This is a genomic window from Alteromonas portus, from assembly GCF_005117025.1.
Taxonomy (GTDB): Bacteria; Pseudomonadota; Gammaproteobacteria; order Enterobacterales; family Alteromonadaceae; genus Alteromonas; species Alteromonas portus.
In genome coordinates, this window is sequence record NZ_SWCO01000003.1 from 16640 (window position 1) to 40802 (window position 24163).

The window sequence follows — 24163 nt, forward strand, 5'->3', positions numbered from 1 at the left end:
ATTATAGCGTGGCTGTTCGCTACACAACCTGATTGAATAAAGTCAGGTGCTTCCAGCCTATGTGAGACATTCGGTGGCTATGGCGAAAAAGCCATGCCTACAAACTGTAATATTTTTAACTATTTAAACGGCGTGACAATAACTCCATGTCTGATTCTTTAGAACAAGCAAAGCAACAAATAGCAGAACTTCGTAATACGCTTAATGAGTACAACTATCAGTACTATGTAATGGACGACCCATCGGTTCCTGATGCAGTATACGACAGAGATATGCAGGCGCTTATCGCGCTAGAAAAGCAATATCCTTCACTTCAAAGCCCGAATTCTCCCAGTCAAAAAGTAGGGGGCGCAGCGTTATCTGCTTTCGAACAAGTTACCCATGATGTTCCCATGTTGTCGCTAGATAACGCTTTCGACGAAGAGTCATTACTTGCCTTCGAAAAACGTTTAAAAGACAGGCTAAAAGACTCAGCAACGCTGGACTTTAGCTGTGAACCCAAGCTAGATGGTCTAGCGGTAAGTATTCTGTACGAAAATGGTGAATTAGTGCGTGCTGCAACCCGTGGTGACGGTCAGGTAGGAGAGAATATCACGGCGAATGTTCGTACCATCTCTAATGTGCCGTTAACGCTTCGTGGTGATCATTATCCTGAGCGCGTAGAAGTGCGCGGTGAAGTGTTTATGCCCCGTGATGGCTTTGCAAAATTAAATGAACATCAAAAAGAGACCGGAGGCAAGGTTTTTGCCAACCCCCGTAATGCAGCGGCTGGTAGTTTACGGCAGCTAGACTCTAAAATTACCGCCAAGCGCCCGCTCATGTTTTATGCTTATTCGCTAGGCGTAGTGCAACCCGAAAGCTTTGAACTACCCACTACACATAGCGAGCGCCTAAAACAATTGGGTCATTGGGGGCTGCCATTGTGCCCTGATATCGATACTGCTGAGGGCGGTAAGGGCTGCTTGGCGTACTACAACCACATTCTGGAAAAGCGCGACAGTTTGCCATACGACATTGACGGCGTGGTGTTTAAGGTAAACCGTATTGACCTGCAAAATGCCCTTGGCTTTGTGGCTCGAGCGCCTCGCTGGGCCATTGCGCAGAAGTTTCCTGCACAAGAAGAAGTAACTAAGCTACTTGACGTTGAGTTTCAGGTAGGAAGGACTGGTGCGATAACGCCGGTTGCCCGTTTAGAGCCTGTGTTCGTAGGTGGAGTAACAGTATCGAATGCCACACTTCACAACCAGGATGAAATTTCCAGATTAGGCGTTAAAGTTGGCGACACCGTAGTAATTCGCCGTGCGGGTGACGTTATTCCCCAAGTGGTATCTGTGGTAGAAGCCAATCGCACGGGAAGTGAAACTGATATTACTTTTCCTAGCCAGTGCCCGGTGTGTGACTCGCAGGTTGAAAAACTAGAAGATGAAGCGGTTGCTCGCTGCACCGGTGGATTAATTTGTGCCGCACAACGCAAACAGGCGCTTAAGCATTTTGCTTCGCGTAAAGCATTCGATATTGATGGTTTGGGCGACAAGTTAGTCGATCAGTTAGTTGATGCTGATCTTGTGCATAGTCCCGCCGACTTTTTCACGCTTTCGTTAGGCGATGTTGTTGGGCTAGAACGTATGGCTGAAAAGTCTGCCAGCAAGCTACTGGCATCGCTTGAAGCGTCAAAGCAAACTACGCTTGCCAAGTTCCTTTATGCGTTGGGGATCCGTGAGGTTGGCGAGGCTACTGCGGCAAACCTTGCTGCGCACTTCGAAACTTTGGAGGCGATTCGCGAAGCGTCGCTTGAAGCCTTGGTTGAAGTCCAAGACGTAGGTGAAGTGGTGGCTACCCACATTTTCAACTTCTTTAACGAATCACATAATACCGATGTTATTGATGCGCTGTTAAAAGAAGGGATTAACTGGCCCGCTGTTGAAAAGCCAGATTCGGATAATTTGCCTCTTGAAGGTAAAACCTGCGTTATTACCGGTACGCTTAGTGAAATGGGGCGGTCTGATGCGAAAGCGCGTCTGCAGTTACTTGGTGCTAAAGTGGCAGGTTCTGTGAGTAAGAATACCGACTTCTTAGTTGCAGGTGAAAAAGCGGGCTCTAAGCTAACAAAAGCTCAAGAGCTAGATGTGGAAGTCTGGGATGAGGCCGCGCTTATTGCATTTTTATCAGAGCATGAAAAGTAGCCCTTTTGGCGAAACCCAACAAAAGAGCTAAGCGTCATGGTTTCCTTTATGAGTAACAAAAGTTCATACTGAGAATTCCACAAAAAAGCCACTTCAGATGAAGTGGCTTTTTAATTGGGTATTGCGTTAGTTTGTACACTGAACTTGAATTGCCCGTTCTGTCGGCTTTTGTCGAAACTAGATTCCTCTTTAAACCCTAAAGCGCAGAACTCTCATGCTAGAGGGCTTCTTGATTACGCATTTGTTTGCGTCTTTCCCACGCTTTTCTCACTTGAAAGCGCCAAACCCAATTTAAAGAGAAATAACCTGCTAAACCAAACACAATAGAGCAAATACCGCAGCCAACTAAGAATGCAGGACCTATGGTGTTGATGCTTTCTACTACCCATTGCCAACTGAACTGAAACTCAAAATGCTCAGGTTTAGTCCCAAGTACAGTAGTGCCAACTTTATAAGCCCCATAGAATATTGGCGGAATAGTAAATGGGTTAGTCACCCATACTGTAGCGACTGACAAGGGCAGATTGGCGCGAAACGGAATAGCGCAGCCAGCAGATAACCACATTTGAAATGGCACTGGCCAAAACGCGAAAAATAAGCCTATGCCGAATGCACCAGATGCAGAACGACGATTCAAATGCCAAAGATTGGGTTCGTGCAATACGCTACCAAAAATTTTTAAAGCTTTGTTTTGCTTAATACTTTGGTGATCTGGCAAAAAACGTCGAATAAATTTCTTAGGCATAAATCTCAATGCATCTCGAAAATAAAATCAAAAAAGACAGAAAAAATACACGTATACGGAGTCGCGCAACATGAATTTGCATCAGCCACGAATACCTACTGCCAATTGCTACGTGAAAACATGGTCAATCGTATCACAATTTACTTAAGCTGTTTTTGCGTTGGCGCAATAAGCGCGGTTTTCTGGCAAAAACTTCCCAGTCCTAACAGCATGGCGTTAATGATTGCCATTCTGTTGAAATCTTTGGCCATCATCTTGTTGTTTTCAATAACTAAAGCCAAAGAAAACAATGTCCTGCCGGAAGTATTGCTATGTTGGACTGTAAGCGGGTTACTGACCGGAGTACTTTGGGTGGCGAGTGTAGGGCATTTTTACTACGCTTGGCAACTGCCCCAGGGGAAAATTCAACAAGATGTCACAATTTCAGGGCGAGTGTTGTCGGGGGGATGTGTTTCGGCAAAAGCTAATACGTCAGATACCGCTTACAAATATATTGTCGCCATTGAGTCGGTCAACGGCACTAGCACTTCTACATTTTTAAACAACGAGATACTTCCTCCCTTTTTTAAGCGTGTTTTGACTCGTACGTTTAATTATAAAGCTCGCCTCACTCACCAGCATTATGAATTCGCAAATAGCCGAAATACTCAAGGATCAGTAAATAATAATACCGTAGATTCTGAACAGGAAACGGAAGGTGTGCAGCCTCAGTCAGGTTCTGCGTCTAAGGTGAAATTAAGCTGTTTGCACACTGGCGACACGTTCACTGCACTTGTAAAGCTCAAACCGGCATATGGTAAGGCTAATCCTGTTGGTGCAAATCGCCAGCAGCAGTTGGTTAGCCAATTTATTCATGCAACTGGCTACATCAAGTCGATAGAGCACAATAAGACAAAGCATAATCACTCAGTACGTTATGGACTTGCTACAACACTGCAGCAGCTAGATCTAATTCATGAAAAATGGTGGCGAGCATTGCTGCTGGGAGATAAAACAAGTTTCACGTTGGACGACTGGACGCTATTACAACGCACTGGGACAGGGCACATATTTAGTATATCGGGTATGCACCTTTCACTTATTGCTGGTGTGTGTTTATTGATGTCGAATCCCATCATTTTTTTGTCTACTCATTTTACTAATCTATTTAGCAATGCGAAGTTATGGATAGTAGGTTCACGCCCTATCGGGTATCTAAAAATCCCAAAAAAGAGAAGGGAGCCGCGCGTAGGAAAAAAGGTGAAATTTACTGCGCCAATAAGAGCCACGGTATTGTGTACCCTTATCTTAGCTTGTTGCTGTTATGCGCTGCTCAGTGGAAGCGCATTACCTGTTGTGCGTGCGTTCATTCTGGTCGCTATGGGGTGCGTGTTGTCTTTATCACGAAATGCATGGCGGCCAGTAAATATTGGGCTGACAATGGTGTCGCTGAGTTTAATTCTGTTTCCTCTTTCTATGTTAAGTGCAAGCTTTTACTTAAGCGTAGGGGCTGTGGTGTGTATTTGGTTTTTAATTGGAGTTTGGCAGCTTCAACGCGCACCTTGGTATGTGTCGCTATTTAAGCTACAGATTGCTCTTACCCTGATAATGATGCCGCTAACGTTAGTATGGTTTGGTAGTGCCAGTATTACAGCGATATTTGCCAACCTGATAGCTTTGCCGGTAATAACGTTACTTTTGCCTGTCTGTTTAGTTTCTTTATTATTGACTCATTTCGTTAAGCTTGCCTTTGTACAACAGGTTTCGGGCATGCTTTTGCATTTCAGTGATGCGTGCCTAGGCTATTTGTTGTCGCTTTTAAACGTACTTAGTGAGTTTTCAATAAGCACCCTCAATTTTTACCTAAGTAGTAGTGCGGCACTGTGTTTAGTTGGCGCATTCTTAGTTTTTCTTTTGCCAATATGGAGGTACAAAAGCGTCTGTACAATGCTTCTTTTAGTACCCTTGTTAGCCACAATTCAAAAATGGTTACCTGTAAATGAATCGATGTGGGCGTTGCATGTACTCGACGCCGGGCAAGCCAGTGCGATTGCCGTGACAAAGGGAAATAGGGCTATCGTTATTGATTCTGGCGCCCAATTTAATGGCGTTGCTCACACTGCAACGAATCACTTATTGCCCCTTTTAGAGAGTCAGCATATTTCAAACATAGATGTAGTGATCCACACGCACAGTGATAACGATCACGCCGGAGGCGCAGCAACCATTAAACAACACCCCTTAGCCACACAAGCAACGTTTTACTCGCCAACAGCAGGGTGTGAGCGAGGAAAACTTCTACGTTGGCAGAATTTAACCATTCATTTCCTTTGGCCGCTGAAAGGCAATGACCAGGACAACAATGCTATGTCATGTGTGGTAAAAATAGCGAGCGATTCAGGCAGCGTATTAATTCCTGGTGATATTGAAAAGGCAAGTGAATATGCTTTGATAACGAAAGAAACAAGTGAGAGCTACGCACCGCAAAAAGTTCCAACGTTGAATTCTTCAGCGGCGTTTTCACTTGAAACATCCTTAAATGCTTCAAAGTTAGCGGCTGATATCCTTATTGCGCCCCATCACGGCAGCAAAACGTCTTCAACCAATGTTTTTATAGAACACGTTGCGCCAAAAGCTGTGATTTTCACGCAAGGTTTTGAGAATAGATGGCAGTTCCCCGCACCAGTAGTTGCTCAACGTTATCAGCGTTTTCAGATAACACAATATTTAACAAGCTATCACGGCTATATTAAGGCAACTTTCGAAAAAGGTTCTTTTTACATAGAGAGTCAACGAAAGGCGTTACACAAACGCTGGTATTTACCCAGCATTGCACCACGACACCTTAACGACGAAGGGGTCAAGGTACATGCTGCAAACAAACGCTTGTGACGAAACGAAGATATTGGCGAACACCTTTAAATAGATAAGAAGTGGCCACACATTACTCAGTTAGTTGGCGGACTAACCAATTTTGCCGCTATATTAGTGAATTAGAGCGAGAACGAGTACAATACTTCCAACGCGTTTTTGTTAACGTTTCAAACAGGTTAAAAAAACTACATGCAACAAGCCGACAACTCGGATTATCAAATTAAGCGCTTTTTACAGTATCTTAAAGCGTACAAAGTGCCTTTTGTCTTTGCCATCATCGGTATGATTGGTTATTCCGCGGTAGATACCTTCGTATTTTCCCAGCTTCAGCCAATGATTGATGAATCACTGGGTAAAAACGATCATGACTATCTACGATTAGCCGCTTATGCCATTGTTCCGCTATTTTTGTTACGCGGACTGTTCAACTTTTTAGGTAGTTACACGCTAAGCTGGATAGGTGCTCAGGTAGTAATGCGCATGCGCCAGCAATTGTTTGAAAAATACATTCATCTACCGGTTTCGTTTCACGATAATCATGCGGTTGGTGGGCTTATTAGTAAAGTCACCTACGACACAGAACAAGTGGCGAATGCCTCTGGTAAAGCGCTGCTAACATTGGTGAGAGAAGGCGCTCTGGTAATTGGTTTACTGTGTGTCATGTTTTATTACTCATGGCAACTTTCACTCATATTTCTTTTGATTGGCCCTATTGTGGCGGTAATTGTTTCTATCGTCAGTAAGCGTTTTCGCGTTGTCAGTAAAAACATTCAACAGTCAATGGGCAACTTGACATCGTCGGTAGAACAGGCGGTGAAAGGTCATAAAGTTGTGATCATGTTTGGTGGTCAAGAAATAGAACAAGAGCGTTTTAAGCAGAAAAACAACCACAACCGTCAGCAGTCGATGAAACTGAATGTCACTTCTATTTTGAGTGTGTCTTCAATACAGGTGATTGCGTCGATTGCCCTTGCTGTTGTTTTGTTTATTGCCAGTACGCCAGGCATGCTTGAAAAGCTTACTGCAGGTGTATTTATCAACGTGGTTTTTTGCATGGTGATGCTGCTTAAGCCCCTTAAACAACTCACTACCATTAATAACCAATTCCAAAAAGGTATGGCGGCTTGTGCCAGTATTTTTGAAATTCTTGATGAAGCTGACGAAGAAGACAGCGGGAAAACTAAAGTAGAGCGCGCGACAGGGAAGATTGAGTTTGACGACGTTACATTTTCGTATCCAAGTAAACAAACTCCTGCCTTATCTAACGTAAGTTTTACCGCCAATCCTGGGCAGTCGATTGCTTTGGTAGGGCGCTCAGGAAGTGGTAAATCGACCATCTCGTCGTTACTAACTCGTTTTTATGTGCCTCAGCAGGGTGAAATTCGATTAGATGACACTGTGCTTAATGATATTGATCTTAAAGACTTGCGTGCGCAGTTCGCCGTGGTCTCGCAAAACGTTACGCTTTTTAATGACACTATAGCTAACAATATTGCTTACGGTGCTCGCCAAAATGTATCTCGCAAGGATATCGAGAATGCGGCAAAAATGGCGCACGTTGAAGAGTTTTTATCAAACTTGCCTGAAGGATTAGATACGATTATTGGTGAAAACGGCTTAATGCTTTCTGGTGGTCAACGTCAGCGTATTGCCATTGCAAGAGCAATACTTGCCGAAGCGCCCATACTTATTCTTGACGAAGCGACATCTGCCCTTGATACAGAGTCTGAGCGTTTGATCCAAGACGCATTAGAAACGCTGCAAAAACGATGCACCAGCATTGTTGTTGCACACCGCTTGTCTACCATAGAAAACGCAGATTGTATTATGGTGGTGGAGCAGGGGCGCATTATTGAAAAAGGTAAGCACAAGGAACTGCTTGAAAAAGGTGGTCATTATGCGCAACTACACGCTTTGCAATTTGGTGAGACTAAGTGAGTCAGCCACAAAGTAAAACTAAGCACGACAAATGGTATTTCGGCCACCCTTTAGTGTGGTTGCTCTCACCGCTTGCGTTACTGTTTTACTTTGTATCAGCAATTCGCCGGTTATTTTTTAAAGTCGGGCTTAAGACAGCCTTCAAAGCTAAGGCTCCCGTTATTATTGTTGGCAACATTTCTGTAGGTGGTAACGGGAAAACCCCGGTTGTATTGGCTTTAGCGGATTATTATCAGAAACAGGGCATTAAGGTCGGCATTTTAAGTCGTGGCTATGGCGCTAAATCACCAGAATATCCGCGGTTAGTGAAAGGCGAAGACAATGCGTCTGAGGTGGGTGACGAACCTCGTTTATTGGCCATTCGAAGCCAGTGCGATGTAGTCATCGACCCTGTGCGCGCCCGTGGCGCCGCATATTTAAGTGATGAATTACACTGCGATTTAATTATTTGTGATGACGGTCTTCAACATTACGCGCTTCATCGCGACGTTGAAATTGTAGTGATGGACGACAGAAAAGTAGGCAGTGGTTATCTGCTACCAATGGGACCTCTTCGCGAGGGACAATGGCGGTTGGGTACCGTTGATGCGCTAGTACACAATAGCCGTTCCATGCCAACCTTTAGTGAGGCAGTAGCGCCTCAATATTTAATGACTTTAGTAGCAGGGGACTTCACCTCTGTTGCAAACAGAGTTAAAACCAGTCCACTTGAAGAGATACAGAAAGTGCCTTGCTGCGCACTTGCTGGTATAGGTTCGCCTCAGCGTTTTTTCTCTCAGCTTAAAGAAATGGGTATTCAGTTAGCTTCGGCGACACCGCTGACAGATCACCATGCGATAACACCGTCAGATATTCCCAATGGTAGAGTGTTAATGACAGAAAAAGACGCCGTTAAAGCCGCATCTTTTGCTCATGACGATTGTTGGTTTTTACCCGTTACAGCTCATTTAGCGCCAGATTTTTTTAATTTAATAAACGTCAAACTTGCCAAGGCAGGTTTAAAGATCCACCAAAACGGACAGGAATAATAACAATGGCCTTTGATAAAAAGCTTTTAGAAGTTTTGGCTTGCCCAGTGTGTAAGGGAAAACTAGTTCTAAGTGATGATAGTACCCAGTTAGTGTGTCGATTTGATAGATTGGCTTTTGATATTAAAGATGGCATCCCTGTACTTATTGAAAGCAAAGCGACTGCATTGTCATTAGATGATGTAGACGCAACACGGTAATAATACGTAAATTTAAGTGGTAAATAGGGCGAAATAAAGTTATGTCATTTACAGTTGTGATCCCCGCTCGATACGGCTCAAGCCGCTTTCCTGGTAAACCTTTAGCGCTTATTGGCGGAAAGCCGATGATTCAACACGTGGTTGAACGTGCTAAAGAAGCCGGTGCTGAAAACGTCATAGTAGCCACAGACGACGAGCGCATTCAAAACGTTGTATTGGGTTTTGCTCAAGTATGCATGACGTCTGTTAACCATCAGTCAGGCACAGAGCGCATTGCCGAGGTTATTGAAAAAGAAGGCATTGCGAGTTCTACTATTGTGGTGAACGTTCAGGGGGATGAACCATTTATTCCTGCTGAAAACATCAGGCAGGTAGCAGATAACCTTGCCCGTGCGCCTCAGTGTCAGATGGCTACACTATCTACACCAATTGAGCGTGTTGAGGATGTGTTTAATCCTAATATCGTTAAGGTGTTGGTAAACGAAAAAGGTGAATCTATCTATTTTTCACGTTCTCCTATCCCATTTGAACGCGATCACATGATGGCTAACCCCCAATCTGCAAATACCCCGTTGTATAAACGACACATTGGTATTTATGCTTATCGTGCTGAATATGTTAAGCAATATGTAGCCTACACACCGAGTTCACTTGAACAAATTGAGTCTTTAGAGCAGCTTCGAGCTATATGGTATGGCGATAAAATTCACTGTGAAGTTGCGATAGCGCCACCGCCAGTTGGAATTGATACTCCAGAAGATCTAGAACGTCTTTTAAAGACTATAAAATAACAAGAAATGAGCGCTGAGGTAGGGCTAATGCTCTTAAGCAAATGAGCATAAAAGCCATATCAAATCAGCCAGTTCTTGAAAAAGGTTAGTGAAACCTTTCTAACGCATACACAGAATAACAAGGGAACCGTTATGAACGTAGTTATTACCGGTGGCAACAGAGGCATAGGCCTTGCGCTCACCAAGCAATATAAAGCGCGTGGCGCGAAAGTTTTTGCCACCTGCCGAAACAGTTGCGACGAACTTAACAGTGCAGGTGTGACAATTATCAAAGGTGTTGATGTATCACAGCCAGAAATGTTGGCTGAAAAGCTTGCACCTTTAATGGACGTCAACATCGATTTGCTCATTAATAATGCTGGAGTACTCGGACGTGAAAGTATAGACGACTGGGACCCAAACACTATCGATTATCAATTTCGAGTTAATGCATTAGGGCCATTGTTAGTTACTCAAACTCTATTACCTGCAATGGCTAAAGACAGTAAAATTGCCATGATCACCAGTCGTATGGGTTCTATGGCAGACAATGGTTCAGGCGGGTATTATGGCTACCGAATGTCTAAAGCTGCACTAAACGCGGCAGGTGTTTCTATGGCAAATGATTTAAAGCCTAAGGGAATAGCAGTTGGTATTTTCCATCCCGGATTTGTTCAAACAGAAATGGTCAACGGAGCGGGAGATATTGATGCTGATACCTGTGCTGAACGTTTGTCACAGCGAATCGATGAGCTAAATGTAACGAACGCAGGTCGCTTTATTCATTCAAATGGTGATGAGCTACCTTGGTAGGGCAACGCCCGCATTTCAGTATTGCCTATTTAATTGGGAAAAACCTATCGTCTAGTAATTAGCCGATAGGTTTTTAATCCAATGATGTGCAGTCAATCAGTGTATCTAGGCAATTCGTTGGCGTAACGTTATTCTGTCGAGTCAGCGCCTTCGTCTTCTTCATCTTGGTCCTCAGAGAGTACCGCCCAGACGTCGTGTTCGTTAGCGTGAATAACTTCGGCCCATACACGATCGCCAGGTTTTACGTCATAAACACCATTTAAATGAACCAGACCATCTACTTCTGGTGCGTCTGCATAGGTACGTCCTACGGCACCCTCCGCATCAACACTGTCGATGACAACTTGATATTCGTTTCCGATCCGCGCTTGTAATCGTGCGGCACTGATTTCACCTTGTACTTCCATGAAGCGTGCAAGGCGAGCTTGTTTTACTTCTTCCGGTACTGGGTCTGGAAGGTCGTTTGCTCTTGCGCCTTCAACAGGTGAATAGGCGAAAGCACCAACGCGATCAAGCTGCGCTTCGCGAAGGAAGTCCAGTAACTCTTCAAACTCTTCTTCCGTTTCACCCGGAAAGCCGACAATGAATGTCGAACGAATGACTAGTGAAGGGCACTGTTCACGCCACTTTTTAACACGCTCAAGAACACGTTCAGCACTACCAGGGCGTTTCATTAACTTAAGAATACGTTTGTTGGCGTGTTGAAACGGAATATCCAAGTAAGGAAGGATCTTACCTTCGTTCATCAGTGGAATTAGGTCATCGACATGCGGGTAAGGGTACACGTAATGTAATCGGACCCAAATGCCCATTTCGCCCAGCTTTTCACACAGTTGTTGCATGTGTGCTTTAACCGGCATGCCGTTCCAAAAGCCTGTTCTGTGTTTAACGTCAACACCATAGGCGCTAGTGTCTTGTGAAATAACTAATAGCTCTTTAACACCAGCGTCTTTCAAACGCTTAGCTTCATCGAGTACGTTACCCACTGGGCGGCTGACAAGGTCGCCGCGCATAGACGGAATGATGCAGAACGTGCAACGGTGGTTACAGCCTTCTGAAATCTTTAAATAAGCATAATGACGAGGCGTTAATTTTACGCCGTGATCAGGAATAAGGTCTTCAAACGGATTGTGCTGGGGTTTTGGAAGATGGTCGTGTACTTGCTCAACTACCGTTTCGTAAGCATGTGGTCCAGTAATAGCCAACACATTTGGATGAAGCTCTCTAATTTCGTCTTCTTTAACACCTAAACAACCGGTAACGATTACTTTACCGTTTTCTTTAAGTGCTTCGCCAATGGTATCTAACGATTCTTCTACCGCCGCATCAATGAACCCGCAGGTGTTAACGATAACTAAATCTGCATCGTTATACGTGGGGACGACGTCATAACCCTCGGTGCGAAGTTGAGTAAGAATACGCTCAGAATCAACCAAGTTCTTAGGGCAACCTAAGCTAACAAAACCAATTCTGCTGCCATTGCTTTGTTGCGAAGGTTTGTTGTCACTTAATACCTTCACTGGCGTTTCTAGCGTGGTGGTTTTATTTACTACTTTGTTTGGATTAAACGTTTCTACTGTCATCTAAAATATCACCTGGAAAATGACTGAGCTTAAAATGGCCGCGGATTATACAGGAAAACCCGCTAGTACGCAGTATATATAATTTGCGACAAAGATATAAATTATTGATGCATTCTCGCAATACAGCCGAAGTTTAGGTAATAAATGAGAAAATAAGTTTATACGGACAAGGGTTTCATTGTTAAAGCAGCACAAATAAGGTTTAAAAATACCTTGTTCACCCCCACCTTTATCACTTCTTGAAAATTAACATTATTAAAGATGAATGCGCTTTAACGTTCAGATTAATAAAATAGAAGTGAATGCATGCTTAAATTACCGCTAACATTTTATGATGAGTCAGGGCGAATTCTTCCTCCTCGTTGGCTTTACAGCGTATGTATACTGCTATGCATTGACTGGCTTGCGTTCATTTTCTCTCTTGCTTCTCGCACCCAAACCAGTGAACTACTTGCATTTTTTTACCCTCAAAAAGAAGCTTTGGGCTTGGGGCTAGCGGCAAGTTTACCCGTGTTAATTGCGTTATCGTTGGTTAGTCAACGAGAGCGCTTATGGAAAAAAGGCTTTTTAGCATGGCGCCGATGGGTTATTCCACTGGCTCAATTGGGGGTGTTGGCATTGTTGAGTGTCCAGTTCTACTACGCTATGCATCATCACTGGGGGTTTGAAACTATTACGGGTGTAAAAATCGTTTTTTACAGTATTGCCTTTTACGCAATTTCAAAAAGTCGGCATTTAAAGTGGATGGTACAGGATTGGGAGACTCCCAACCCATGAACCTTACTCTTCGCATACAAGGGTATGGGAAAAGTATTCAACGCACTCGATTGAACAGACATCAAGTAAGTGCAAATTCTGTAAGAACCTTAATGACTACGTAGGTGGTTTCCCAAGGCTTGTTCATAATAGGCAAATACACTGATCTGACTATCGTTAACCAGGCGCTCATAGCAAATGCCTGCTAAAGCATAAGTATTTTCACCAACCTGAAGAAAAACGGCAGGCGCTTTGGGATTTGACTGATCGTAAATCCATTCACCATCAAGTTGTGCTTTTAAAATTTCCCCAACGTAAGCACCAAAGATATTGCAGATAGTGAAGACCGCTTCATCTTCTAACGCTAAATCGTGATATTTATCAACGAAGCTGAGTAAAATGTCGTCCACCAGTTCTACACTAGCGGGTGAGTGGTCGAGTACAATATTGAACTCATCAGCTGCTGTAACCACAGCGTCCTTCGCGCAATCTGCCATTAATTTGTTGAGTTCGTCGGGTGACATTTTGTTCTCCTTCTCACCGATACTTTTGGTACAACTAGGTAACGCTTAAAAAGCCGTTAAGACAAGGTGTTATAAGTTTTTGACTATTGTGCGCAAGTTATCGGCCAAAGTCTATTTTTGTCCAGTTAATCTATTAATGACACTCGCAGCAGCGAACATTCCGAAGGTAGCGGTTACCGTTACCACGGCTCCAAAGCCTCCAGCACAGTCGAGTCGAGTGCCACCTTCCATCGCAGATTTATTGTAGCAAACCGAGCCGTCTGGTTGTGGATAGCGCAGTTGCTCTGTTGAATAGATACATTCAACGCCAAAACGACGTTTAGGGTTCTTGCTGAAATGATAGTTACGTCTGAGTTCACTGCGTAACTTTGCTGCAAGTGGATCTTGCGTTGTTTTAGCTAAATCGCCTTTAGTCACTTGTGTAGGGTCTATCTGACCGCCCGCACCGCCAACAGTAACAATGGGTATTTTATTGCGTTTGCAGTGTGCAATCATCGCCGCTTTAGCCCGAATACTATCAGTGGCGTCAACTACAGCGTGCATATCTTTAGTAAGAAGCGTGGCCGTATTCTCAGGAGTGACAAAATCTTCAACACAATTTACTGTGCAAGCAGGGTTTATCAAGGCTATTCGGGCTGCAATGGCCTCGACTTTGGCTTCACCTATAGTATTTGAAAGTGCGTGGATTTGACGGTTTGTATTGGTTACACAAACATCGTCTAAATCAATAAGAGTAATAGTGCCAATGCCTGAACGCGCCAGTGCTTCGGCAGTCCAACTTCCTACACCGCCAATGCCAACAACGGCTACGTGACTATTGGCTAAATCATTGGTTTGTTGTGCGCCGTACAAACGTACGATACCGCCTAAACGAGGGTCATCAGACATGCTTCAATTCACTTAAAAATAAACTAACAAATGTGTGTTTTCCTAAAAACGTTTAAACACGCCAGTAGGGCGCGCATCATCTCAAAAGTGAACACTAAAGATCAATACACTCCAGTTTTTTCGAACAATAAATCCGATTTTAAGCGACATACGTTCTACCCAATACATGTTTAAATGCATTCAATATTTGATTAGTTAAATAAAGGAGCAGGCAGATGGGCTTACTCGTTGATGGAAAATGGCAAGACAAGTGGTACGACACCAGTAAAAATGGTGGAAAATTTGAACGCCAAGCCTCTAAATTTCGTGACAAAGTTAGTAATGAAGATAACGCCACGTTTCCCGCAGAATCTGGCCGCTATCATCTTTATGTGTCGTTGGCCTGTCCTTGGGCCCATAGAGCGCTCATATTCAGAAAATTGAAAGGGCTTGAGTCGCACATCGATGTTTCAGTGGTACACCCCGAAATGCTTAATCAAGGCTGGGAGTTTAAAGACTACCCGGGAGCAACGGGAGATAAGCTTTATAATTTTGATTATGCCCATCAAATTTATACTAAGGCAGAACCTGAAATAACCACTCGTGTCACTGTTCCAATCCTTTGGGATAAACAAACCGAAACCATCGTCAATAATGAATCAGCTGAAATTATTCGTATTTTTAACAGTGGCTTTAATACGCTAACGAATAACGATGACGACTACTACCCAGAACGATTGCGCAAAGAAATCGATGCTATTAACAATATGGTATATCACGACATAAATAACGGTGTGTATAAAGCTGGATTTGCTACAACGCAAGTGGCCTATGAAGAGGCTGTAACTGCATTATTCTGCGCGCTAGATAGGGTTGAAGAAAGGTTGAGTAAACAACGTTATTTAGTTGGCAGTGAAATAACAGAAGCTGACTGGCGGTTATTTACCACGCTGATACGCTTCGACGCTGTGTATCACGGGCATTTTAAATGCAATAAAAAGCAAATCGCAGACTATCCAAATATTTACGGCTATATGAAAGAACTTTATCAAGTGCCGGGTGTTGCTGAAACGGTGAACTTCGACCATATCAAAAGGCACTATTACTACAGCCACACTATGATAAATCCAACACAGGTGATCCCCGTCGGACCAGAGCAAGATCTTATGTCGCCTCATGGTCGCGATAAAATGGCACGTTAAAATACCCAAAAGGTCAGTAATACAGAAAGTTAAACGTGAAGTTTAAAAAAGATATAGAAGGCTAAGATTTAAGGTAGATACACATTATGTCAGTGGAAGTGAGTGAACAAAAATCGATAGAGAAAGTGGTTACAGGCATGCCAACAAGCGATGGCGCGGGCGTATCGCTTACTCGTATTATCGGACAACCTGATCTACCTCGCCTCGATCCCTTTTTAATGTTGGATTTTTTTGGTTCAGATAATCCAGGTGAGTACATCGCTGGTTTTCCACCACATCCTCACCGCGGCTTTCAGACTGTTACTTATATGCTCGCAGGTAAAATGCGCCATAAAGACTCTGTGGGCAATGAGGGGGTTATTGATGCTGGTGGCATTCAATGGATGAATGCGGGCCGAGGCATCATACATGAAGAAATGCCAGAGCAGGAAGAAGGTCTTTTGCAAGGCTTTCAGCTGTGGGTGAACCTTCCCGCTGCGGAGAAAATGTCAGCGCCGAACTATCAAGACATACAGCCAAATAGTGTGCCTACGGTATACATTCAAGATGCTGAAGTGAAAGTACTAGCAGGTGAAATTGATGGTGTGAAAGGGCCCGTGAAGACAACGGCGGTTGCTCCTACTTTTTTAGATGTTGCACTAGGAAGCGGGAGTTCGGTAATTGCACTAAGTGCGGGTGAAGCTGCCTTTATTTATGTGTACGAGGGAAGCGTGGTCATTAATAGCGGCGAACGGAGCAAAGAAACAATTATGTCGCAGGGAGAGTTGGGCGTATTGTCTCAAAAAGGAAAGCAGCTATCTGTATCCGCTGATACGGGTTGCAAGTTTATTGTAGTCTCAGGTAAACCTATTAACGAGCCCGTGGTCCAATATGGACCTTTTGTAATGAATACTCAGCAGGAAATTATTCAGGCATTTAATGATTACCAAAGCGGCGCGTTAGCGAAATAGCGATTAGGACGTTTTGTCTTTATTCAGCTGAGTTTTTAATCAAAAATCTTTCGTTGGGTTTTGTACGGAGCAACACTGCTAATGTATTTTGAAAGCGTCGCCGAAAAACACGTGCTATCACTTTTAGACTTTGAGCGTAGTAATAAAGCTTATTTTGAAATGTCTATTGCACCAAGAGACGCTGGGTTTTATTCATTGGACGGCGTTGGCTACCACGTTAGCGAATTGCTTTACCTTCAACAGCAGAAAAGAGCCTGGGGATATGTGCTTGTTGATGAGCAACAAAATAACCAAATTGTAGCGCGAGCAAATATTAAAAACAGAGAAGGCCATAAAGCAGAAATTGGTTATCGAGTAGCGGAGGAAGAATGTGGAAAAGGCATTGCTTCTCGTTGCGTTTCATTTTTAATTAATGAGGCAAAAAGCATGGGTATTACAATGCTTACTGCCGAAGTGATGGACAACAACCCCGCTTCTGAAAAAGTCCTTATCAAGAGTGGTTTTAATCCTACGCTGTGCTTTCGCCAGAAGTATCAACACCAAGGCACACTCCACAACAGTGTCTACTTCGAACTCGCACTGTAAACTCATTGATTAAACACCGGATTAGCCACACGCCGGGTTGTTTAAATTGAATTAGTAATTCACTCTCTCAAATGATTTAATATCGGAATGTCTAAACTCTCTTTACGGCAGTAGCAAAGGTGCGATATGCGCTTTTAAGTCGTAAAAGAGGGTAATGTAATCATAAATAGTTAAAACACAGGGAAATTCGATCCAAATGGCAACCCCAATTACCTGCTTTAAAGCATACGATATTCGTGGCGAATTAAACTCACAGCTAACTGAAGATGTAGCGTATCGAATTGGCTATGCTTTTGCGCAAGAATTAAATGCAAAGACTGTCGTTGTTGGTAGTGATGTGCGTCTTACGTCCACACCATTAAAATTAGCGTTAAGTGCAGGACTTATCGACGCTGGTGCAACAGTGACTGATATCGGCATGGCAGGAACAGAAGAAATTTACTTCGCAACCAAACACCTTGGCGTTGATGGTGGTATTGAAGTAACAGCAAGCCATAACCCCATTAACTACAACGGCATGAAATTGGTTAAGGCGGGTTCAGTTCCAATTAGTGGCGACACAGGCCTAAACGCGATAAAAGAGAAAGCGGAAGCACTAGAAGATAGTTTCGTGTCAGAGCGATTAGCACACTATACCGAGGGGGCGTTGATTGATGCTGATAAGTTTTTTAACGGTACGGCCCATGTAAAAGAAGACAAGCTTTCTGAAACCGATAAATATGCGGTTAAATCGTGTATGTCTGACTATGTTTCTCACATGCTGTCTTATGTGAATTTAAGTAATTTTACACCGTTAAAAGTGGTGGTTAACGCTGGTAATGGTGCAGCAGGCCCTGCACTTGACGCCATTGAACAAGAAATGAAAGCGCAGGGTGTTCCGATAGAGTTCGTAAAAGTACATCACAATGCTGATGGTACATTTCCAAACGGCATCCCCAATCCATTGTTACCTGAAAACCGTGCTGACACGGCCGATGCCGTTAAAGCGTCAGGCGCTGATTTTGGCATTGCATGGGATGGTGATTTCGACCGTTGCTTCCTGTTTGACGCTGATGGTGAATTTATTGAAGGATATTATATCGTTGGCTTGCTTGCTGAAGCCTTTATCGAGAAAAACACCGACAGTAAAATCATTTATGACCCTCGCGTATACTGGAATACAGAAGATATCGTAGCGAACGCAGGTGGCACACCTATTAAGTCGAAAACCGGACATGCGTTTATAAAGGAGCGTATGCGCAAAGAAGATGCGGTCTATGGCGGTGAAATGAGTGCCCACCATTACTTTAGAGATTTTGCCTACTGTGATTCAGGCATGATCCCTTGGTTGCTAATTGCCGAATTGGTGTGTGTGAAAAAGCAAACACTAGCGAGCATGGTAAAAGCGCGAATTGAAGCGTTTCCATCTTCTGGTGAAATTAACAGTAAATTAAAAGATGCTGACGCTGCACTCGAACGCGTTACAAGTAAATATCAGCCATTAGCCAGCGTAATCGATACTACTGATGGTTTAGGTCTGGAATTTGGTACTTGGCGCTTTAATTTACGTAAATCGAATACTGAGCCGGTTATTCGTTTAAATGTTGAAAGTAAAGGCGACATTGCGTTGATGGAACAAAAAACCGAAGAGCTACTTTCCCTTATTCGCGCTGAATAACCACGGTACTTTTCGTTAATAACGCTAGGGCCTGTTGACCTTTGGTGTACGAATTTTGGTCTAAATGGAAGCCTTTTAATCGCGAAACAGTCCTGCAAGCCTAGCGGGGTAAGTTAAAGGACTGTGACAAAGAGTAAAAGGCTTCCATAACGACCCTTTCGGGCAGCGCCTTTGTGCCATCTATACTGCGTTGAATGTTTTCGATTTAGAACCACTAAACCGTCAAACATCCGCCTTGTCTAGATGGCACACAGGCCGCTGCAAAAATGTACAACAAAGGTCAACAGGCCCTAGATAAGTAAGAAACGAAGGCGATAATGTAGCAATATTATCGCCTTTTTTGTTTTCGAGATTTAAACCTATAAAAGCTTTATTTTTCAACTGCATATAGTGGTTATGCGTAACCATTATTGCTTAAGTTGGACACTCGCTTAAGAACTGCAGGCTTTTGCCTCTATTACTTTTCCGCAATTACCTAATGTCATGCCTTTAAAACTAAGCGGTTACTAGTAACGTTAGACGAGCAAGTAAATCATCCAGGCGTGACAGATAACAACGACACTTGTTAATCCCATCCGCAAACTGATGTAACTTACAATCTGCTCTTTAGGAAGGCTAAGAATAAACTTGTCGTAAATAAGTACAGCGACGTAGCTTAGCGATAAAACGCCAAACACCTTCACGTCGTGAGAGAACACTAAACACAACCACCCAATTATGGTCGGCAACATAGCGATTACCATTTGCTTGTCATAACGTTGGTTACTTATTGCATCCCACCAATGAATGCCACCAAAGAAAGACAATAGCACGGCAGAGTATTGGACAAAATAAACGGCGCTTTGAGTAAGCGATAACAGGTTAAGCTGATACGCCAGTGGCATAGCCACAAAAGGAATGAGACCGGCAATACCTAAAACAACCGCAGAATAGGGCATTGATGTTCCTTAAATTAAGTTTTTATAAACAAAAATAGCGCCATAAAGGCGCTATTTTTACAATTAAGCGTAGCTCTTAGTTCAGTATTACCTGAATAATTACTTAATCGGCGTGTACTTACGCTGGTTATGACCAGTGTAAAGCTGACGAGGACGACCAATCTTCTGTTTAGGGTCGCTCATCATTTCATGCCAGTGTGAAATCCAACCCACTGTGCGAGACAGAGCGAAGATACACGTAAACATATTGGTAGGAATACCAATCGCCTTAAGAACAATACCTGAGTAGAAATCTACGTTAGGGAACAGTTTCTTCTCTGCAAAGTACGGGTCGCTCAACGCAATTTTTTCAAGTTCCATTGCTACTTCTAGTAGTGGATCTTTAACGTTAAGTTCGCTAAGTACTTCGTGACAGCTTTCACGCATAACCGTTGCACGCGGGTCGTGGTTTTTGTATACGCGGTGACCGAAGCCCATAAGACGGAACGGGTCGCTCTTGTCTTTAGCGCGTGCGATAAACTCAGGAATGCGGTCAACAGTACCAATTTCTTCAAGCATGTTCAGACATGCTTCGTTAGCACCACCGTGAGCAGGACCCCAAAGTGAAGCAACACCAGCAGAAATACAAGCGTACGGGTTTGCACCAGAAGAACCAGCAAGACGAACAGTAGACGTAGATGCGTTTTGTTCGTGGTCTGCGTGCAACGTAAAGATACGATCCATTGCGCGCTCTACCGCTGGGCTGATTTGATATTCTTCTGCTGGTACAGAGAACATCATGTTCAAGAAGTTTGCGGCATAGCTTAAATCGTTACGAGGATAAACAAACGGCTGACCGATGTTATATTTGTAACACATAGCCACAAGGGTAGGCATTTTAGCGATTAGACGATGTGCACTGCGAATGCGCTGCTCTTCATTAGAAACGTCTAAATCACTGTGATAGAACGAAGACATAGCGCCAACGGTACCGCATAGCATAGCCATAGGGTGCGCGTCGTTGCGGAAACCGTGGAAGAACATGTTAATTTGTTCATGTACCATGGTGTGACGAGTAATCGTCTCTTTGAATTCTTCGTACTGTTCTTTTGTTGGTGCATCACCGTGAAGAAGCATGTGACAAACTTCTAAGTAGTCTGCGTCACGCGCTAATTCTTCGATAGGGAAACCGCGGTGTAATAACACACCTTGAGCGCCATCAATGTAGGTAATTGAAGACTCGCAAGATCCTGTCGCCATAAAACCTGGGTCGTACGTGAAATAACCGTGTTGGCCTAACGTACGGACATCGATTACATCTTGTCCTTCGGTGCCAGACAAGATAGGAAGCTCGATTTCCTTACCGCCGGCTTTAAGAATGGCTTTCTGATCTGCCATAAAATGCTCTCCTCAGAATGGTTCTGTTTGCAGCGAAAACGGACGAAAATATCCGCTTCGTTGGGAAAAGTGGGCGTATTTGTACTTTATTATGCACCACCAAGTCAATTTAATTGCATATTTGAACAATAAATATTCTGAATTGCTTAAAAAAATGCTAGCAATTAAGTAACGTTCAATTAACTCATTGGTAAATCACTTTGCCCGATACAGTGCAATTATCAATGGCTTTTTGTTAAAGGTAAACCACCGATTCATAAATATATTAACAGCTTCGTTTAAAAAGTAACCTTTTGATGCGGAATAATTACGCTTGCAGATTAAAAGTGCTTAATTTCTTGTTGATATGCATAGTTATTCTATTTCGCTACTGATAAACTCAGAACTACTGTAATTGCACTTGTAATAACGAGTTGCGTTCAATTTTGATCTCTTTTTTAGCAAAATAATTATCACAAAAGTGTTTATAGCGACTAAAGTCTTACTACGGCACAAAAAATTGTAATTATATACTACGCTGGATATACTCAGCGGTGCTTCGGAATCAGAATATTTATTCTGTTACAGGCATTAAAGAATAATTCACAAATTGTTAACAACTCATTGGATGAGGCAATTAACAGGTTAAAAATCGAATTCACTTACTCAGGACATAATAAAGGTAAGAAATTCATTATCCCCTACGGATTAAACAGGCATACATTGTGAAAAAGCAAAGACCAGTAAATTTAGAACTCAATACTATTAAATTTCCGCCCTCTGCTATTTCGTCAATTCTCCACCGTGTAACCGGTGTTGCAATGTTCTTCGCGCTACTTTTTGTTATTTGGGCATGGGCAGTTTCTGTTCACTCGCCTGAAGGTTTCGCGGACGTTCAAGCAATCATGGACGGTTTCCTTGGAAAATTTGTCGCAATTGGCACAGCCTCAGCGCTGACGTATCACATTCTAGGCGGCCTAAGACACGTTGTTATGGATTTAGGTCACTGGGAAGAATTAGAGTCGGGTAACACAAGTGCAAAAGCAGTAATCGCACTTTGGGTTGTACTGACCGTAGTATTGGGAGTTGCACTATGGTAACCAACCAAGCAAGCATTAAGCGTGACGGCGTACAAGACTACGTTTCACTTCGCGCTACAGCAGCAATTATTTTCGCGTACTCGGTTTTCATGGCGTGGTTTTTTATTACCACCGATAACCTAACGTTTATCGAATGGCGAGGATTGTTCTCTGGCCTAGCTATGAAAGTTTTCACATTGGCAGCACTAGTAGCAGTGATGATTCACGTGCGCATCGGCCTTTGGCAGGTGCTTACAGACTATGTTAAATCAGCAGGTCTGCGCGCAGGACTACAATATATCTTAAATATCATCGCATTCGGCTACGTAGCTGTTGGCCTATTCGTATTGTGGGGAGTGTAAAATGAGTTTACCCGTTCACGAGTTTGATGCAGTTGTAATTGGTGCCGGCGGTGCAGGTATGCGCGCCGCGCTACAGATTTCGCAGTCTGGTAAATCATGTGCACTGTTATCTAAAGTATTTCCAACCCGTTCTCACACTGTGTCTGCGCAGGGTGGTATTACCGTAGCACTTGGTAATTCACACGAAGACAACTGGGAATGGCACATGTATGACACCGTTAAGGGTTCTGATTACATCGGTGACCAAGACGCTATCGAATACATGTGTAAAACTGGTCCAGAAGCCATTATCGAAATGGAAAACATGGGTCTACCGTTTTCTCGTTTCGAAAACGGAAAAATCTACCAACGTCCTTTTGGTGGCCAGTCTAAGAACTTTGGTGGCGAGCAGGGCGCTCGTACAGCAGCTGCAGCTGACCGTACTGGTCACGCGCTTCTACACCTTCTTTACCAGCAAAACGTAAAGAATAAAACAAAAGTTTTCTCTGAGTGGTATGCACTTGACCTAGTTAAGAACCAAGACGGAGACGTTGTTGGTTGTACCGCAATTGATATTGAATCTGGTGAAGTGGTTTACTTCAAGTCACGCGCCGTTGTACTTGCAACAGGTGGTGCTGGTCGTATCTACGCGTCTACTACAAACGCACACATCAATACTGGTGACGGTGTTGGTATGGCACTTCGTGCAGGTGTTGCGGTTCAAGATATGGAAATGTGGCAGTTCCACCCAACAGGTATTGCTGGCGCAGGGACATTGGTAACAGAAGGTTGTCGTGGTGAAGGTGGTTATCTTCTAAATAAAGACGGCGAACGTTTTATGGAACGTTATGCACCTAACGCAAAAGACCTTGCTGGTCGTGACGTTGTTGCACGTTCAATGATGACCGAAATTCGTGAAGGACGTGGTTGTGAAGGCCCATGGGGTACTCACATTAAGCTTAAGCTTGACCACCTTGGTAAAGACGTTCTTGAGTCTCGTCTGCCAGGTATCCTAGAACTTTCACGTACGTTTGCACACGTTGACCCAGTGAAAGAGCCAATTCCAGTAATTCCTACTTGTCACTATATGATGGGTGGTATTCCTACAAACGTTGATGGCCAATGTCTAACCGTTGATGAAAACGGTAACGATAAGGTTGTTAACGGTCTATTTGCATGTGGTGAGATTGCCTGTGTATCTGTACATGGTGCGAACCGTCTTGGCGGTAACTCACTACTTGACCTTGTTGTATTCGGTCGTGCGACTGGTTTACACCTTGGTAAGACACTGTCTGAAATGGCACCAACACGCGATGCATCAGAGTCTGATCTTGAAGCTTCTATGACGCGTTTCAACCGTTGGGAAAATTCAGAAAAAGGTAAGGGCGAAGACCCAGTACAAATTAAGAAAGACTTGCAGAAATGCATGCAGCTTAACTTCTCAGTATTCCGTGAAGGTGAAGCAATGGCGGAAGGTCTTAAAGAGCTTAGCGAAATTCGCGAGCGTCTTAAGCATGCACGCCTTGACGACAAGAGTTCAGATTTCAATACCCAGCGTATTGAATGTTTAGAGCTTGATAACCTTATGGAAACCGCGTACAGCACAGCAGTAGCAGCGAACTTCAGAACGGAAAGCCGTGGTGCGCACAGCCGCTTCGACTTCCCAGATCGTGACGATGATAACTGGTTATGCCACAGTATCTACGATCCGAACACTGATAAAATGCTTAAACGTGAAGTGAATATGGCGCCTAAGCTTAGGGAAGCATTCCCGCCTAAAGTGCGTTCATATTAA

The 24163-nt window shown here is 43.6% G+C and carries 21 protein-coding genes; 15 read left to right on the top strand and 6 right to left on the bottom strand.

Annotated elements, in window-relative coordinates:
* Positions 1 to 146 precede the first annotated feature (146 nt).
* Positions 147 to 2183 carry an NAD-dependent DNA ligase LigA gene (gene ligA, locus E5672_RS06530; RefSeq protein ID WP_136781464.1) on the top strand — a complete coding sequence of 679 codons (2037 nt, stop codon included), beginning with the start codon at positions 147 to 149 and terminating at the stop codon, positions 2181 to 2183.
* A gap of 217 nt (positions 2184 to 2400) precedes the next feature.
* Here ligA and E5672_RS06535 read toward each other — a convergent pair whose 3' ends face one another.
* Positions 2401 to 2928 (bottom strand): DUF2062 domain-containing protein, encoded by a 528-nt coding sequence (locus tag E5672_RS06535; RefSeq protein ID WP_136781465.1) that lies wholly within the window; start codon positions 2926 to 2928, stop codon positions 2401 to 2403.
* A gap of 210 nt (positions 2929 to 3138) precedes the next feature.
* Here E5672_RS06535 and E5672_RS06540 point away from each other — a divergent pair, with 210 nt between their 5' ends.
* The 6 genes from E5672_RS06540 (at position 3139) to E5672_RS06565 (ending at position 10530) form a co-directional block, all read left to right on the top strand.
* The gene (locus E5672_RS06540; protein ID WP_136781466.1) at positions 3139 to 5799 is read left to right on the top strand and encodes a ComEC/Rec2 family competence protein; all 2661 of its coding nucleotides are present in this window, start codon (positions 3139 to 3141) and stop codon (positions 5797 to 5799) included.
* A 171-nt stretch (positions 5800 to 5970) separates the two neighbouring features.
* Entirely contained in the window at positions 5971 to 7719 is a 1749-nt protein-coding gene (gene msbA / locus E5672_RS06545; protein WP_136781467.1) for a lipid A export permease/ATP-binding protein MsbA, read from the top strand.
* Positions 7716 to 8747 carry a tetraacyldisaccharide 4'-kinase gene (gene lpxK, locus E5672_RS06550; protein ID WP_136781468.1) on the top strand — a complete coding sequence of 344 codons (1032 nt, stop codon included), beginning with the start codon at positions 7716 to 7718 and terminating at the stop codon, positions 8745 to 8747. The genes msbA and lpxK overlap by 4 nt, the downstream gene beginning before the upstream one ends.
* A gap of 5 nt (positions 8748 to 8752) precedes the next feature.
* A complete protein-coding gene (locus E5672_RS06555; protein WP_014949430.1) occupies positions 8753 to 8947 on the top strand; it encodes a Trm112 family protein in 195 nt (64 codons plus the stop codon).
* Between the two features lie 41 nt (positions 8948 to 8988).
* The gene (kdsB, locus tag E5672_RS06560; protein WP_136781469.1) at positions 8989 to 9738 is read left to right on the top strand and encodes a 3-deoxy-manno-octulosonate cytidylyltransferase; all 750 of its coding nucleotides are present in this window, start codon (positions 8989 to 8991) and stop codon (positions 9736 to 9738) included.
* 132 nt (positions 9739 to 9870) lie between these two features.
* Entirely contained in the window at positions 9871 to 10530 is a 660-nt protein-coding gene (locus tag E5672_RS06565) for an SDR family oxidoreductase (RefSeq protein ID WP_136781470.1), read from the top strand.
* Between the two features lie 128 nt (positions 10531 to 10658).
* Here E5672_RS06565 and rimO read toward each other — a convergent pair whose 3' ends face one another.
* Positions 10659 to 12113, bottom strand: a complete 1455-nt coding sequence (rimO, locus tag E5672_RS06570) for a 30S ribosomal protein S12 methylthiotransferase RimO (protein WP_136781471.1) — start codon at positions 12111 to 12113, stop codon at positions 10659 to 10661.
* A gap of 306 nt (positions 12114 to 12419) precedes the next feature.
* On the opposite strand from rimO, the gene E5672_RS06575 reads away from it, so the two are divergent.
* The gene (locus tag E5672_RS06575; RefSeq protein WP_136781472.1) at positions 12420 to 12890 is read left to right on the top strand and encodes a DUF2919 family protein; all 471 of its coding nucleotides are present in this window, start codon (positions 12420 to 12422) and stop codon (positions 12888 to 12890) included.
* 89 nt (positions 12891 to 12979) lie between these two features.
* Here E5672_RS06575 and E5672_RS06580 read toward each other — a convergent pair whose 3' ends face one another.
* Positions 12980 to 13393: a hypothetical protein gene (locus E5672_RS06580; RefSeq protein ID WP_136781473.1), complete on the bottom strand. Its 414-nt coding sequence runs from the start codon at positions 13391 to 13393 to the stop codon at positions 12980 to 12982.
* A gap of 111 nt (positions 13394 to 13504) precedes the next feature.
* Positions 13505 to 14281, bottom strand: a complete 777-nt coding sequence (gene tcdA, locus E5672_RS06585; RefSeq protein WP_136781474.1) for a tRNA cyclic N6-threonylcarbamoyladenosine(37) synthase TcdA — start codon at positions 14279 to 14281, stop codon at positions 13505 to 13507.
* Between the two features lie 215 nt (positions 14282 to 14496).
* Between tcdA and E5672_RS06590 the strand changes: the two genes are divergently transcribed.
* The 4 genes from E5672_RS06590 to E5672_RS06605 all read left to right on the top strand — a co-directional run bounded on the left by E5672_RS06590 (position 14497) and on the right by E5672_RS06605 (position 18654).
* A complete protein-coding gene (locus tag E5672_RS06590) occupies positions 14497 to 15462 on the top strand; it encodes a glutathione S-transferase family protein (RefSeq protein WP_136781475.1) in 966 nt (321 codons plus the stop codon).
* Between the two features lie 86 nt (positions 15463 to 15548).
* A complete protein-coding gene (locus tag E5672_RS06595; protein WP_136781476.1) occupies positions 15549 to 16412 on the top strand; it encodes a pirin family protein in 864 nt (287 codons plus the stop codon).
* Positions 16413 to 16493: 81 nt separating this feature from the next.
* Positions 16494 to 16997, top strand: coding sequence for a GNAT family N-acetyltransferase (locus tag E5672_RS06600; protein ID WP_136781477.1), 504 nt, complete (start codon positions 16494 to 16496; stop codon positions 16995 to 16997).
* Between the two features lie 196 nt (positions 16998 to 17193).
* Positions 17194 to 18654: a phosphohexomutase domain-containing protein gene (locus E5672_RS06605; RefSeq protein ID WP_136781478.1), complete on the top strand. Its 1461-nt coding sequence runs from the start codon at positions 17194 to 17196 to the stop codon at positions 18652 to 18654.
* Between the two features lie 515 nt (positions 18655 to 19169).
* On the opposite strand, the gene E5672_RS06610 is transcribed toward E5672_RS06605, so the two are convergent.
* Together E5672_RS06610 and E5672_RS06615 are read right to left on the bottom strand one after the other, a co-directional pair.
* Entirely contained in the window at positions 19170 to 19592 is a 423-nt protein-coding gene (locus E5672_RS06610; protein WP_136781479.1) for a DUF3429 domain-containing protein, read from the bottom strand.
* Positions 19593 to 19691: 99 nt separating this feature from the next.
* Positions 19692 to 20969, bottom strand: a complete 1278-nt coding sequence (locus E5672_RS06615; RefSeq protein ID WP_118494947.1) for a citrate synthase — start codon at positions 20967 to 20969, stop codon at positions 19692 to 19694.
* Positions 20970 to 21673: 704 nt separating this feature from the next.
* Here E5672_RS06615 and sdhC point away from each other — a divergent pair.
* Genes sdhC through sdhA form a run of 3 tightly spaced genes read left to right on the top strand, consistent with a single transcriptional unit; the run spans position 21674 to position 24163 of the window.
* Positions 21674 to 22048, top strand: coding sequence for a succinate dehydrogenase, cytochrome b556 subunit (gene sdhC, locus E5672_RS06620; protein WP_014998321.1), 375 nt, complete (start codon positions 21674 to 21676; stop codon positions 22046 to 22048).
* Positions 22042 to 22389: a succinate dehydrogenase, hydrophobic membrane anchor protein gene (gene sdhD / locus E5672_RS06625; protein WP_014949446.1), complete on the top strand. Its 348-nt coding sequence runs from the start codon at positions 22042 to 22044 to the stop codon at positions 22387 to 22389. Before sdhC ends, sdhD begins: the two co-directional genes overlap by 7 nt.
* Before the next feature lies 1 nt (position 22390).
* Positions 22391 to 24163: a succinate dehydrogenase flavoprotein subunit gene (sdhA, locus tag E5672_RS06630; RefSeq protein ID WP_136781480.1), complete on the top strand. Its 1773-nt coding sequence runs from the start codon at positions 22391 to 22393 to the stop codon at positions 24161 to 24163.